The organism is Methylomonas sp. 2BW1-5-20 (assembly GCF_052474515.1).
Map to the genome: position 1 here is coordinate 2,319,146 of NZ_CP184127.1, position 13,994 is coordinate 2,333,139.

At 53.2% G+C, this 13,994-nt stretch carries 13 protein-coding genes; 10 read left to right on the forward strand and 3 right to left on the reverse strand.

Features of this window, described 5'->3' with window-relative positions; all coding sequences use genetic code 11:
- Genes ACH50O_RS10490 through ACH50O_RS10505 form a run of 4 tightly spaced genes read left to right on the forward strand, consistent with a single transcriptional unit; the run spans position 1 to position 4,251 of the window.
- A complete protein-coding gene (locus tag ACH50O_RS10490; RefSeq protein WP_446811961.1) occupies positions 1-1,593 on the forward strand; it encodes a MutS-related protein in 1,593 nt (530 codons plus the stop codon).
- Positions 1,590-2,786, forward strand: coding sequence for a formate-dependent phosphoribosylglycinamide formyltransferase (gene purT / locus ACH50O_RS10495; RefSeq protein ID WP_446811962.1), 1,197 nt, complete (start codon positions 1,590-1,592; stop codon positions 2,784-2,786). Before ACH50O_RS10490 ends, purT begins: the two co-directional genes overlap by 4 nt.
- A gap of 25 nt (positions 2,787-2,811) precedes the next feature.
- Complete coding sequence (locus ACH50O_RS10500) at positions 2,812-3,387, forward strand: transglycosylase SLT domain-containing protein (RefSeq protein WP_446811963.1); 576 nt, start codon at positions 2,812-2,814, stop codon at positions 3,385-3,387.
- Entirely contained in the window at positions 3,388-4,251 is an 864-nt protein-coding gene (locus ACH50O_RS10505; RefSeq protein ID WP_446811964.1) for an HDOD domain-containing protein, read from the forward strand.
- Positions 4,252-4,296: 45 nt separating this feature from the next.
- Here ACH50O_RS10505 and ACH50O_RS10510 read toward each other — a convergent pair whose 3' ends face one another.
- Entirely contained in the window at positions 4,297-4,875 is a 579-nt protein-coding gene (locus ACH50O_RS10510) for a Maf family protein (protein WP_446811965.1), read from the reverse strand.
- Between the two features lie 68 nt (positions 4,876-4,943).
- On the opposite strand from ACH50O_RS10510, the gene ACH50O_RS10515 reads away from it, so the two are divergent.
- The 6 genes from ACH50O_RS10515 (at position 4,944) to fabG (ending at position 9,523) form a co-directional block, all read left to right on the forward strand.
- Positions 4,944-5,462 carry a YceD family protein gene (locus tag ACH50O_RS10515; protein ID WP_446811966.1) on the forward strand — a complete coding sequence of 173 codons (519 nt, stop codon included), beginning with the start codon at positions 4,944-4,946 and terminating at the stop codon, positions 5,460-5,462.
- A gap of 1 nt (position 5,463) precedes the next feature.
- Positions 5,464-5,646 carry a 50S ribosomal protein L32 gene (rpmF, locus tag ACH50O_RS10520; protein ID WP_020482631.1) on the forward strand — a complete coding sequence of 61 codons (183 nt, stop codon included), beginning with the start codon at positions 5,464-5,466 and terminating at the stop codon, positions 5,644-5,646.
- A 230-nt stretch (positions 5,647-5,876) separates the two neighbouring features.
- Positions 5,877-6,878 (forward strand): phosphate acyltransferase PlsX, encoded by a 1,002-nt coding sequence (plsX, locus tag ACH50O_RS10525; RefSeq protein WP_446812137.1) that lies wholly within the window; start codon positions 5,877-5,879, stop codon positions 6,876-6,878.
- Positions 6,875-7,843 (forward strand): beta-ketoacyl-ACP synthase III, encoded by a 969-nt coding sequence (locus ACH50O_RS10530; protein ID WP_446811967.1) that lies wholly within the window; start codon positions 6,875-6,877, stop codon positions 7,841-7,843. The genes plsX and ACH50O_RS10530 overlap by 4 nt, the downstream gene beginning before the upstream one ends.
- Before the next feature lie 2 nt (positions 7,844-7,845).
- On the forward strand, positions 7,846-8,802 hold the full coding sequence (gene fabD, locus ACH50O_RS10535; protein ID WP_446811968.1) for an ACP S-malonyltransferase: 957 nt from the start codon (positions 7,846-7,848) through the stop codon (positions 8,800-8,802).
- On the forward strand, positions 8,795-9,523 hold the full coding sequence (fabG, locus tag ACH50O_RS10540; RefSeq protein ID WP_446811969.1) for a 3-oxoacyl-ACP reductase FabG: 729 nt from the start codon (positions 8,795-8,797) through the stop codon (positions 9,521-9,523). Before fabD ends, fabG begins: the two co-directional genes overlap by 8 nt.
- 74 nt (positions 9,524-9,597) lie before the next feature.
- On the opposite strand, the gene ACH50O_RS10545 is transcribed toward fabG, so the two are convergent.
- Positions 9,598-10,527 carry a response regulator gene (locus ACH50O_RS10545; RefSeq protein WP_446811970.1) on the reverse strand — a complete coding sequence of 310 codons (930 nt, stop codon included), beginning with the start codon at positions 10,525-10,527 and terminating at the stop codon, positions 9,598-9,600.
- On the reverse strand, positions 10,524-13,901 hold the full coding sequence (locus tag ACH50O_RS10550; protein WP_446811971.1) for a hybrid sensor histidine kinase/response regulator: 3,378 nt from the start codon (positions 13,899-13,901) through the stop codon (positions 10,524-10,526). The genes ACH50O_RS10545 and ACH50O_RS10550 overlap by 4 nt, the downstream gene beginning before the upstream one ends.
- Positions 13,902-13,994 lie beyond the last annotated feature (93 nt).

Here is a 13,994-nt window from a genome sequence, read left to right on the forward strand (position 1 = left end):
ATGCAACAAAACATCTTACAAAGCTGGAACGACGAATGGCCGGCGGTACGCACAAGCCAACCCTTACCTACCGGTGACGGCGTGATCGATCAGGGCGCGTTTAACACGATAGAAGTGGACGAGCTGTTCGATTACGTGAACTATGCCAGCACCACCGCCGGAAAAACCGTGCTGTACCGTTCGCTCAGCCAACCCTTGGACAATCTGGAGGCGATAGCCGCCAAACAAGCGGCGGTGCGGGAAATTCAAGACAATCCGGATGTGCGCGCCAATGTCGAAAATATCGTCGCCGATGCCGCCGCTTCGGAAAACCGGCTCTACCTATTATTATTCGGCGAATTTCTGGGCGGCTTCGGCACCGCGCGCCAGGATAATCAAATCGAAGGTTACGGCTACAAACAATATGTACGTGGCGTACGCGTCGTATTGAATTTGGTCGGCGCGATCTACAACTCCGGTAAACCGCAAAGCCCTTATCTGCAAAGCGTATTCGAAAAAATCGGCAATTTTTCGCACAGCAACGAATATTCACTGATGGTAGGCCCGGTCTACAACAGCGAGAAAGGCCTGCAAAGCAAGGAAGAACGCAAAAATTCGTTCTCCCCTGCCACGATCTTCCGGCCGACCCTGTTCAAGCCGATGCTGATCGGTTTGTTAATTGCGGCGATCTGGGGCTTGATGCAGATTTTCCCCACAGATATGTTCCAGGTCACCCGCGACGGTTTGTCGGTGGCTTCGGTGTTTTTCTTGCCTTTGGCCTTGGCTTATATTCCGGTAATCGGCGGTTACGACCGAGACAACTGCATCATTCCGCTACGCAACATCTATAAAAATTCGCAGGCGCTCGGCGACATGCTGGACGGCCTGGGCCAACTCGACGAATTGCTCGCCTTTATAAAATATGCCGAAGATTACGGTAGCGAGATGGTTCTGCCGAACCTAAACGCCAGCGGACGTCACAATATCAAGCTGGTCGCCGCAAAGAACCCGGTACTGGGTCAGAAAAATCCGGACTATGTCGGCAACGATTTTAGTATGGACGACGAGCGTCTGGTGTGCGTAACCGGCCCCAACAGCGGCGGCAAAACCGCTTTTTGCAAAACCGTCACCCAGATTCAATTGCTGGCGCAGATCGGCTGTTTCGTACCTGCTCAGGCAGCCAGCTTGAGCGTCGCCGACAGGATATTCTATCAATGCCCGGAAATCAGTCACCTCGACGACGGCGAAGGCCGTTTCGGTACCGAACTGAAACGCACCCGCGATATTTTCCTGACCAGCACCGCAAAAAGCTTGGTGGTGCTTGACGAAATGGCGGAAGGCACTACCTTTGAAGAGAAGATGCAGTCGTCTATCGACGTCCTGGACGGTTTTTACCGCAAGGGCAACAGCACCATTTTAATTACCCACAACCATCAATTGGTGGATGTATTCGTAAAGAGAAAAATCGCCGTGCCCAAACAAGTGGAATTTGCAGACGACTTGCCGACTTTTAAATTGATCGCCGGTATTTCCAGAGTCAGCCACGCCGACCGGGTGGCGAAAAAAATTGGTTTTTCCAAACAAGACATCGATAACTATTTAGCAAAATCATGAAAATAGGCACCCCTGACAGCGTCAGCGCCACCAAAGCTTTATTACTAGGCAGCGGCGAATTAGGCAAAGAAATCGCCATTTCCCTACAACGTTACGGCGTGGAAGTGATTGCCGTCGATCGCTACGCGGGCGCACCGGCCACGCAAGTCGCACACCGCTGCCACGTGATCGACATGACCGACGCTACAGCGGTAAAAACCCTAGTCGCCAGTGAACAACCGCACTACATCATCCCCGAAATTGAAGCGATTGCTACCGATGCCCTGGCGGAGATTGAAGCCCTAGGCCAAACCAACATCGTACCCAATGCCAGAGCAATTCAGTTGACGATGAACCGCGAGGGCATCCGCGAACTGGCTGCGGCCGAACTCGGACTACCAACCTCGAAGTACGCATTTGCAGAAACCTTCGAACAACTAAAAGCCGCCGTCGATGGCGGCATCGGCTACCCCTGCTTTATCAAACCGACGATGTCTTCGTCCGGCAAGGGCCAATCCATGGTGAGAAGCGCGGACCAGTTACAAGCTGCCTGGGATTACGCCAAGGCCGGCGGTCGCGCAGACACAGGTAAGGTTATCGTCGAAGCCAAAATAGAGTTTGACTTTGAAATCACACTGCTCACGGTGCGAGCCTTGGATTCTGACGGCCAAGTACAAACCTATTTCTGCGAAGCTATCGGCCACCGTCAGGAAAACGGCGATTACCGGGAAAGTTGGCAGCCGCAGGCGATGAGCAGCAAAGCCGTTGCGTTATCTCAACAAATCGCCGACAAAGTAACAACTGCTTTGGGCGGCTTGGGTTTGTTCGGCGTGGAATTGTTTATTGCCGGCGACCAAGTCTGGTTTAGCGAAGTCAGCCCGAGGCCACATGACACCGGCATGGTCACGATGGCAAGCCAGCGGCAAAGCGAATTTGATTTGCATGCCCGCGCCATTCTTGGCTTGCCGGTCAATACCGCATTGGATAAAACCGCCGCCAGCGCGGTGATTTTGGGCGGCGTAGACGCCAAAGCCGTGAGCTATCATGGCCTGGATAAAGCTCTGGCTGTCGCCGATACCGAGATTCGCCTGTTCGGCAAACCGGAAGCTTTTGTAACGAGGCGTATGGGTGTGGCACTCGCCACGGCCGACAACATCGATGATGCACGCGCCAAAGCGGTTCGAGCTGCCAGCCTGATCAGCGTCACTGAGTGAGTTGAATTCGTTAAAGGTGATTGCGATGAAACCACTGCTGATCGCCACTTTATCCCTAGGATTGATCACGGACGCGGCGGCGGATATTTTTAAATATACCGACCCTAGCGGTCACGTGTATTACACCGATGAGCCGAAAAAAGGTTTCGATTACCGCTTGATCATCCGTACCCGGCCGCGCACCTATAACCGGGATCTAAAATTCATGTCTGGCAATAAACTTAAATTCAACGAGTTAGTCGCCAAAGCCGCCGCCAAGCATCAAATAGACCCAAAACTACTGCACGCAGTGATTCAAGCCGAATCGGCCTATAACCCCAATGCCGTATCCTCGGCCGGCGCGGTGGGTTTGATGCAACTAATGCCCGACACGGCGCGCCGCTACGGCGTTACCGATAGGCGCGATGCCGAGCAGAATGTCGATGGCGGCACCCGTTATTTGAAAGACTTGCTGGCGATGTTCAATTCCAATTTAACCCTGGCGGTAGCGGGTTATAACGCCGGCGAAGGCGCGGTGATGAAATACAATAACAGCGTACCACCCTATCCTGAAACCCGTAATTATGTGCAGCATGTACTATCGCTGTATCGGAAAAGCTAATTGAAAACGGCCGCTGTCAAGCAATTAATCGCCGGCTCGACCGAACTGTTCTCCCTGCCCGACATTTATTTTCAACTCAGCGAAATGATCCGCGATTCGCGTTTCTCGCTAGCCGACATCGGCAAGGTTGTTGCAAAAGACCCGGCATTAAGCGCACGTTTGTTACGGGTCGTCAATAGCCCTTTCTACGGTTTTCAAGCCAAAATCGATACTATTTCTCGAGCCGTCGCGGTAGTTGGCATCGACGATTTATCCAATTTAGTGCTTGCCACCACCGTAGTGGATCGTTTCAGCAATATCCCATGTGAATTGATCGATATGACCTCGTTCTGGATACGCAGCATGCATTGCGCGGTAATTTCGCGTTTGCTGGCAAAGCAAAGCGCGGTGCTGCATAGTGAACGCCTATTTATTGCAGGCTTGCTGCACGACATCGGTTCGCTGGTGTTGAGTCAAAATATGCCAGAGCAATATCTAAGCGTATTACGAGCGGCCAATCATGACAGGCGATTACTACCGGATTTCGAACTGGATTTGATTGGTTTTACCCATGCGGACGTCGGACGGGAGTTATTGAAATCGTGGGGACTCCCGGAATCCTTGTACGAAACCATAGGCTGCTATCTGGCCCCAGCGGAAGCCCAAGTGCATAAATTGGACGCTCATCTATTGCATATGGCAGCGCGCCTAGCCGATAGCGGCCGGTTTGCCGACGGCGTCAACACCGCTATTGCGGAATTTTCTAATCAGTCCTTAAAACTGGTACGCCTAAGCCGAGAACATATAGCGACGATTATGGAGCAAGTGGACGAAGAGTTTTTACAGATGTTCGAATTGCTCGGCCCGAACAAAAAATTCCATTGAATTTGATCTTGAAGGCCGCCTAAGGCTCACTGAGAAAGCTTTAGGCTAAATCACATGAACGCCAAACTTTTCCAGCAGTGCCACCAGTTTTATCAACGGTAAACCGACCAAGGCATTAGGATCCTCGCCGACAATTTTGCTGAATAGAGCAATCCCCAAACCTTCCGACTTGAAACTACCGGCGCAATCGAACGGTTGATCCAGCTCGATGTATCTCTGAATTTGAGCATACTCCAGCGCTTTGAAATACACGCTACAAATATCCAGATCCGTCAGGTGTAGACCGCTGGCACTATTCAACACGCAGATGCCCGTATAAAATTGCACTATCCGGCCAGATTGCTTGGTAAGCTGTTCTATCGCCGCATCGCGCCCACCCGGCTTTCCCAATATCTCTCGGTCCAGCACGGCAACCTGATCGGAGCCTATAATTAAGTGGTCGGAGTATGTTTTACCCACTTCTTCAGCCTTCGCAATCGATAATCTGCTTACCAAAGCCTCCGGCGACTCGTCAGTTAACGGACTCTCGTCAATCTCGCTACTGAAACTGAGAAAGTCGATACCCAGTTTTTCCAACAACTGGCGGCGGTATTTCGAGCTTGAGGCGAGAACAATGGCGGTCATGACTAAGTATTGATTTAAGAAAGTGTGCGTTTGACGCAACAGATAGTTATCTGTATGATTGTACAGTTATGTCAGACAAGTTTCCCGACCTTATCGATCCCCTACTCTTCGCCGAAAGACGAAGCGCTTTGTCCGGGGAATTAAAAATCGCGACGCTCGAGCGCTTGTCTGATAGCGTGATCGATCACGGCGGCAATGTTAGCGCCAAGATCGAGTTCGGTAAGGAAGGCAAACGCATTGTCGTTTCCGGCCGTATCGAAGGTGCTGTCGAGCTGGAATGTCAATCCTGCTTACAGCCATTGGTGTGGCCGCTGGATATCGATTTTAAATTGGCTGTTGTCTCTTCGCTACAAGAAGCGAAGCAGCTGGACGATTGTGAACCGCTATTGTTGGACAGTGACACGATTTCGTTAACCGCGCTGGTCGAAGACGAAATTTTGCTGGCCTTACCCGATTACCCCCGGCACGAACACGATTGTCTCGCGCACAACCGTTCGCAAGACGCCGATTACAGCGCAACAGATAGTCAGACTAAGGCGAATAACCCTTTTTCTGTTTTAGCAAAACTTAAAAAAACTGGAGATTGAAATGGCAGTACAAAAGAGCAAAGTATCGCGTTCCAGACGCGGTCAACGTCGTTCACACGATGCATTAGTCGGCAAAACCCTGGCTCAGGATCCGTTGACCGGCGAAACCCATCTGCGTCATCACATGACGCCGGACGGTTTCTTCAAAGGCCGTCAAATCATTGCCGGCAACGACGAAGATTAACCGTTTTAAACTGCCGTAGGTCCTGGCTCGCTGCTTATTAAGGAACGAGTCGGGTAAGCCTCGGATACTGACCGCAAGTATCCCGCTTCCCCCGCAAGCGTCATAACTGCAAGCAGTAATATTCGATTTTTATAGTCTCTGGGTAAAGCCGACGCGTTTCGACAGCGCTTGGCTCCTTTCAACTACTGGAGTTAGTCCTAAGCGTGAGCTCAACTCTCTCAATTGACGCCATGGGTGGGGATTTTGGTCCTCAAGTTACCGTTCCCGCCTCACTGGCCTGTTTAAGAAAAAATCCTGATTTAAATCTGATCATGGTAGGCGATGAAGCAATTCTCAATAAGCTGTTGTCGCCAGCGCTGGTCGAGTTTAAAGGTCGGATCAGTATTCAACACGCCTCGCAGGTCGTCGAAATGGACGAAGCACCGCAAAAAGCCTTGAAGAACAAAAAGGATTCGTCAATGCGGGTTGCGATTAACTTGGTCCAGGAAGGCAAGGCCGATGCCTGCGTCAGTGCCGGCAATACCGGTGCCTTAATGGCTACAGCCCGTTTTGTCTTAAAAATGATTCCGGGCATCGAGCGCCCGGCGATCATTTCCACCCTGCCATCGGTTTTCGGCCATACCCACATGCTGGATTTGGGCGCCAACGTCGACTCCAGCGCCGAACATCTTTACCAATTCGCGGTGATGGGCGAGGAAGTGGTCAAGGCCGTGGAAAAAATCGATCGCCCGCGCATCGGCTTGCTGAACATCGGCGAAGAAGATATGAAAGGCAACGAACAAGTCAAAGCCGCCGCCAAATTGCTGGAAAATTCATCGCTGAACTATATCGGTTACGTGGAAGGCAACTCGATCAACGCCGGCAACGTCAAAGTCGATTTAATCGTATCCGACGGTTTCGTCGGTAACGTGGCGCTAAAATCGATTGAAGGCGCGGCAAAAATGATAGGCGGCAAATTGAAAGACAGTTTTTCACAGAACTGGCTGACCAAATTAGCTGGATTGATTGCTTATCCTGTCCTGAAACGCTTCAAGGACAGCATCGATCCGCGCCTCTATAACGGCGCCAGTTTCATCGGCCTGCGCGGCCTGGTTATCAAAAGTCACGGCGGCGCCGACGCGCTGGCTTTCGAAACCGCCATCCATTTGGCCGAAGTCGAAGTTGCGCAAGGCGTTATTCGTAAAATCAGCGAAAAATTAGAACTCGCGCTGGCCCAAAAGGTTGAGGAATGACACGCTGGACTCATGTTATCGGTACGGGCGGCTACCTGCCTGAAACCATACGCACCAATGACGACATATCCACCATGGTGGATACGTCCGACAGCTGGATCTACGAAAGAACCGGCATCAAAAGCCGCCGTATAGCCGGACCGGAAGAAACCGCGTCCAGCATGGCGGAAATTGCCGCCAGACAAGCCGTCGAAATGGCCGGCATTGCCGCCGAAGACATCGACATGATAGTCGTCGCCACCGGCACCCCCGATCGGGTCTACCCCAGCACCGCCTGCCTATTGCAGGAGCGCCTGGGCATCAAACAATGCGTGGGCTTCGATATTCAAGCCGCCTGCTCCGGCTCGGTTTACGGCCTGAGCATTGCCGATCAATACATCAAAACCGGTTTTGCCAAAAATGTGTTGGTGGTCGGCACGGAAGTCTGTTCGCGGATTGTCGATTGGACCGACCGCGGCACTTGCATCCTGTTCGGCGATGGCGCCGGCGCAATATTGCTGACCGCGAGCGATCAACCCGGTATTCTTTCGACGCATATTCATTCCGACGGCGGCTACGAAGATTTACTGTACTGCCCCAATCCGCAAGTCGCGGCGGCCGCCAAACAAAACGAAGCGGCTTACATCAGTATGCGCGGCAACGAAGTGTTTAAAGTGGCGGTCAACACGCTGGGACGGATTGTCGACGAAACCCTGGAAGCCAACGGCTTGCAGCAAAGCGACATCGATTGGCTGGTACCGCATCAAGCCAATACCCGCATCATCGCCGCTACCGCCAAGAAACTGGGCATGTCCATGGATCAAGTGATACTGACCTTGGAAACTCAAGGCAACACCTCATCCGCCTCTGTGTTGCTAGCATTTAACGAGGGCGTGCGCGACGGCCGTATTCAACGCGGACAAACCGTATTAATGGAAGCATTTGGAGCCGGCTTCACCTGGGGTTCCGCATTAATCAGGTACTAAACATGACTACGATAGAACAAAGTTACAATCTGGCGTTCGTATTTCCAGGGCAAGGTTCACAAGCCGTCGGCATGCTGGGTACCTTGGCTGCCGCCAACCCCCTGGTAAAACAAACCTTCGAACAAGCCTCGGACGTGTTGGGTTTTGACTTATGGAATCTGGTCGAAAACGGCCCCGATACCGACTTGAATCAAACCCACAATACCCAGCCCGCTATGCTGGCGGCTGGCGTCGCGGTATGGCGTGCCTGGTGCGAAAAAACCGCGATCAGACCGGCCTGGATGGCAGGCCACAGCTTGGGCGAATACACCGCTCTGGTTTGCTCCGGCGCACTGGGCTTTGAAGACGCCATTCGTCTGGTGGCCGAACGCGGCCGATTGATGCAGGAAGCCGTACCGGCCGAAAAGGGCGCGATGGCGGCAATACTGGGTCTGGAAGATCATCAAGTGGTTAACACTTGCGCCGAAGTCGCCAAAGGCGAAATTGTTGCCGCCGCCAATTTCAACGCTCCGGGCCAGGTCGTCATCGCCGGCGAAACTGCGGCGGTAGAACGGGCCATGGAAGCGCTGAAAGCATTGGGCGCGAAACGCGCGTTGAAATTACCGGTAAGTGTCCCGTCGCACTGCGCGCTAATGGAAGCCGCTTCCAACCAATTGTACGAAATACTGCAAGGCATTAATGTCGAGATGCCGAATAGCACGCTCATCCACAACGCCGACGTTAAATCGCACGGCTCGCCGGAAGTGATTCGTTACGCATTGAAAGAACAATTATTCAAGCCGGTGCGTTGGGTAGAAAGTGTCAAATTCATGCACGAGCAAGGCGTTACCGCCTTTGTCGAATGCGGACCAGGCAAAGTATTGATGGGCTTAAACAAACGCATCGCGCCGGACGCGGCTCATCTGACCTTATTCGACACCGATACCATCAACAATGCTGTGGAGCAACTCCGTGGATAAAAAACTTGCTATCGTAACCGGCGCCAGCCGCGGCATAGGCCGGGCCATAGCCGAAAAATTAGTCGCCGACGGTTTTTGGGTCGTCGGTACCGCCACCTCCGACAGCGGTGCCGAAGCCATTTCCGCGTATCTGGGCGACAACGGCAAAGGTTATAAACTGAATGTGGCCGACGCCACGGACATCGAAAGCTTTATCAAAACCACCGGCGACGTCTATGGCACACCGGCGGTGTTGGTCAACAATGCCGGCATCACCCGCGACAACCTATTGATGCGAATGAAAGACGAGGAATGGGACGACATCATCAGCACCAATCTCACCTCAATTTTCCGGATGAGCAAAGCCGTGTTGCGCGGCATGATGAAAGTCCGTTACGGCCGCATCATCAATATTTCCTCGGTAGTGGGTTCCACCGGCAACGCCGGCCAAGCCAACTACGCGGCAGCCAAGGCCGGCATGATCGGCTTTGCCAAATCGATGGCGAAAGAAGTCGGCTCGCGCGGCATCACCGTCAACACCGTCTCTCCCGGCTTTATCGATACCGATATGACCAAGGAACTGTCGGAAGACATTAAAAACGCACTGCTTGGCTCGATTGCGCTGGGCCGTTTGGGCCAGCCGGAAGAAATTGCTCATGCCGTATCTTTCCTGGCTTCGGAACAAGCATCCTATATAACTGGCGAAACCTTGCATGTGAACGGCGGCATGTACATGCCTTAAAGGCAGCAAGCTTTCTCCAGACCCCAAAAAGGCCGGCAACCCATAAGGTTACCGGCCTTTTTGTTGGCTTTAAACTAAGCGCGCTGCAACACCATCGCCACTGCCGCCGCTCGCGTGGAAACACCGAGCTTTTCGAAGATATGTTCCAGATGTTTATTCACCGTTCTGGGACTGGTGGTGAGGATAATTCCGATTTCCTTATTGGTCTTGCCGCGGGCGATCCACATCAAAATCTCGGCTTCGCGGAAGGTCAATTTCAATTTATCGCGCAAGGTTTCCGGCGTCCATTGCGCGTCGTCGCGCTGCAACAATAGCAGGAACTCATCCGGATTCTGGCAAGCACTCACTCTAAGCGTAAACCCTGGCGCCAAGCGATGAGCTTCGGATTCCGCTTCTGTATCATTCCGCCCACTTTGCCGCAACCAACGCTGAAACCAGCCGTGCAGCGTTTCCGGCAGCCTACTATTCTCGGGCGGCGCCGTGCCCTGCAATTCGGCAAAGTCAGTCAACCATTCGCTGGCGGCCGGCGTTAACCAAACCATTTGCCCGGATGCGTCGACAGCCACGGCAGCAAATTCATGGTGATCCAACAAACTTTCCGCCCGCCGCAAATTCCGGGTTTGCGTCAAATGTACCTCAATGCGCGCCAACACTTCGGCCGGCCGAATCGGTTTGACAATGTAATCCAAGGCACCTTCGCCAAAGCCACGCAGCAAATCGTCCAGCTCGCTCAAGCCGGTCATGAACAACACCGGAATCGGCGCGGTGTCCGGATCGGCTTTCAAGCGGCTGCAGGTCTCGAAACCGTCGATACCCGGCATCATCACGTCGAGCAAAATAATATCGGGCTTGATGTATTGAATCTGCTCTATCGCGGAACAACCGTCGGTAGCCACCAATACCCGGTAATTGGCTTCGGACAGCGTATCGGATAACAGGGCCAAATTGCCGGGCGTATCGTCGACTATCAACACTGTGCCATTGCTGGCGGATACATCCATCATCGGGAAACCTCCTGTTTTTGCATATTCAACAATTTCCTGATCTCGCCCACTCGAAATTGGTTAGCCAAGACCGTCAGCTTGGCAAAGAAAGCACTATAGCGCGGTTCGGTTTGACCGAGTTGCGCCAGCACTTTCTTCAAGCCCAACAAGTCGCCGATTCGCACGCATTCGACGCAGGCTTGCAACAATTCCGGCGGCGGCACCAACATCGGTTCGGATAGTTTTTCGGAAACCGCTGGCGCGGCATCGTCTTGATAGACCCAGGCCAGCGACAAATACAGCTTCAGCTTGCTCATCAACTGCGGCACCTGAATCGGCTTGGATAGAAAGTCGTTGCAACCGGCATTCAACACCGCCAGCCGATCGCCGGGATAGGCGTTGGCACTCAGCACCACAATCGGCATCTGTAAACCGCGTTCGCGCAGACGCATCGCGGTTTCGATGCCGTCTATACCGCTCATGGAAATATCCAACAAAATCAGATCGGGGTGCTGTTCCACCACTTTATCCAAGCAAGCCTCCCCGGAATCGGCCTCTTCCAGATAAAAGCCCAACGGCTCCAGTAAGGACAATAATAACTCCCGATGCTCGCGCTGGTCGTCCACAATCATGATACGACGGCGCGCACCTTGATAGCCGATGATGGGTGCATGCGGTTCGGCCTCGTTCTCTACCCCCAGGCTCGGTAACAACAGCCGCACGCTAAACGTGGAACCCAAGCCCAATCCGCTTTGCACAGTCAACTCGCCGCCCATCACCTCGGTCAGAATTTTGCTGATAGTCAGCCCCAAACCGCTGCCAGACACCGCGTTGCCGGTCGGCGTGTCCAGCCGAGTGAACGGTTGAAAAATATTTTGCAATTGCTGCTCGTCGATGCCGCTGCCGGTGTCCGAAACTTGAAAGCTGGCCACGCCACTGCTGTAACCGATCCGAAACACGATGCCGCCCTGACTGGTGAACTTGATGGCATTGCCGAGCAAATTCATCAATATTTGCCCCACCCGCTTTTCATCGCCGCGTATCCGTTGTGGCAACACCGTAGTCAATTGACAATTGAAACTCAACCCCTTGTCTTCGGCCTGCGCTTTGTAGACATGCACCAAATGTTCGATAAAGCCGGGAAAATCAATAGGCTGGTATTTGAAGTCGAATTTGCGCGCCTCGATCCGGGCAATGTCCAGAATATCCTCGATCAGCGCACTCAAATGCTCGCCGCTGCGCTTTAAGGTGTCCACTGCCTGACGGCGGTTGTCCGGGATATTCGGGTCCTGATGCAAAATATGCGCGTAGCCAACGATGCTGTTCAACGGTGAGCGAATCTCGTGGCTCATATTGCTCAAGAAGCGGCTCTTGGCCTGATTCGCGGCATCTGCCATGCGCCGCGCCTGCTGCAACTTCAGATCGGTCTGTTTATGTTGTTCGATTTCCTGCAGCAGCAATTGGGTTTGCTTGGCGGTTTCCTCATGCGCCACCCGCCGGCTCTCGGCATTCAGAATCAACCACCAGGTGCACAGGCCGATGAACACCAGCAAGGACGCATATATCTTCAGGAAGTTGTTGATCAACAAGCCAAAGGCCGGCTGGTTATGCTGGACGCTCAATAAATCCTGGTAATAAATGATACTGATAAAAATCCCGGTCAGGATGGTCAAAAAACCGAATAACAGACCAAAGCGCAACAAGCGCAAACGCGCAGTGATGCCGATAAAATCCGGCATCAGGCTCTTGGCCAGACTCTCCAAATAATCGTCAAAGCGGAAGCCCGGTTTGCAGGCATCCAGACAGCGCGCGTCCAGCGTACAACACAGCGAGCAAATACTACCGGCGTAGGCCGGACAATAGGCCATGTCGTCGTGTTCGAATTCGTTCTCGCAAATCGAGCATTTGTCGTGCGATTTACGATTATGCTTTTTCCGGTCGCGCGCCAGATAGTGCTTGCCGCCGCAACAATACGCGATGATCGGCACCAGTAAAAAGGCCAGCCCCAAGGCGATAAAAGCCGAAAAAGCCTTCGGCCATTCGCCAAACAAACCCACATAGGCCAGAATCGACACCACCGACGCCACAAACGTGGCGACCATCCCCACCGGGTTCAGGTCGGACAAATAGGCGCGCTTGAATTCGATTTCCTTCGGGCTGAGTCCCAACGGCTTGTTGATCATCAATTCCGCCGCCACCGCACTGATCCAGGCAATCGACATATTCGAAAACAAACCCAACACCTTTTCCAGCGCGCCGAATACCCCAAACTCCATCAACAACAAAGCGATGAGTACATTAAACAACAACCACACTACCCGGCCCGGATGACTATGCGTCAACCTTGAGAAAAAATTCGACCAAGCCAGCGAGCCGGCATATGCATTGGTGACGTTAATCTTGATCTGACTAAGTACCACAAACAAGGTGGTGGTCGCCAAGGCCCATTGCGGATTCTCGAACAGCGCGTTATAGGCCACCAGATACATTTGCGTCGGCTCGTGGGCATGCTGCGGACTGATACCGTGCCGAATCGCCAGATGCGCCAGCAAGGCACCGGCGATTTGCCGGACCACCCCAAACACGATCCAGCCCGGACCGGCCGCCAGCATCGCTGCCCACCATTTGAATTTATTGGCCTTGGTTTTATCCGGCATAAAGCGCAGAAAATCCACCTGTTCGCCGATTTGCGCCACCATCGAAAACGCCACGGTGGTGGCAGTGCCGAACAACAGCCAATCGAAACCCTGGCCGCTGCCGGCGATCCAAAAATAAGTCTTTAAGGTCATCAGCGCTTCCGGCTCGGCATGGGCCACGGCAATGTAAGGCGCAATCAACAGCGCCAACCAGACAGGTTGAGTCCATAACTGCATCCGGCTGATGGTAGTAATCCCAAACGTCACCAGCGGCACCACGATCACTGCGCTGACCACATGCGCGACGGCCAGCGGAATCTGGAAATACAGTTCGATCGCCAACGACATGATCGAAGCCTCCAGCGCAAACAGCGTGAAGGTAAACGAGGCGTAAATCAGCGAAGTGACAGTGGAGCCGATGTAGCCGAAACCGGCGGCACGGGTCAGCAAATCGATGTCGATATGGTAACGGGCCGCGTAATAACTGATCGGCAAGCTGGTGATGAAAATCACGATGCCGACGATCAAAATCGCCCAGCAGGCGTTGGTAAAGCCGTAATTGATCGACAGAAAACCGCCGATCGCTTCCAACACCAGAAACGACGTCGAGCCGAACGCGGTATTGGCGACCTGGAATTCGCTCCATTTCCGAAAGCTGCGCGGCGCGTAGCGAAGCGCATAGTCTTCCAGGGTTTCGTTGGCGACCAGGGCGTTATAGTCGCGGCGGATTTTGGTGATGTTTTGGTGAATGGCTGTCATTTGTTGTGTCGCTACCGCGACGGCTGTTTTGTATGTCGGGTCTCGGCCCGACAGCCGAGATACTTTCTTTTGCTTGGCCAAAAGAAAGTATCC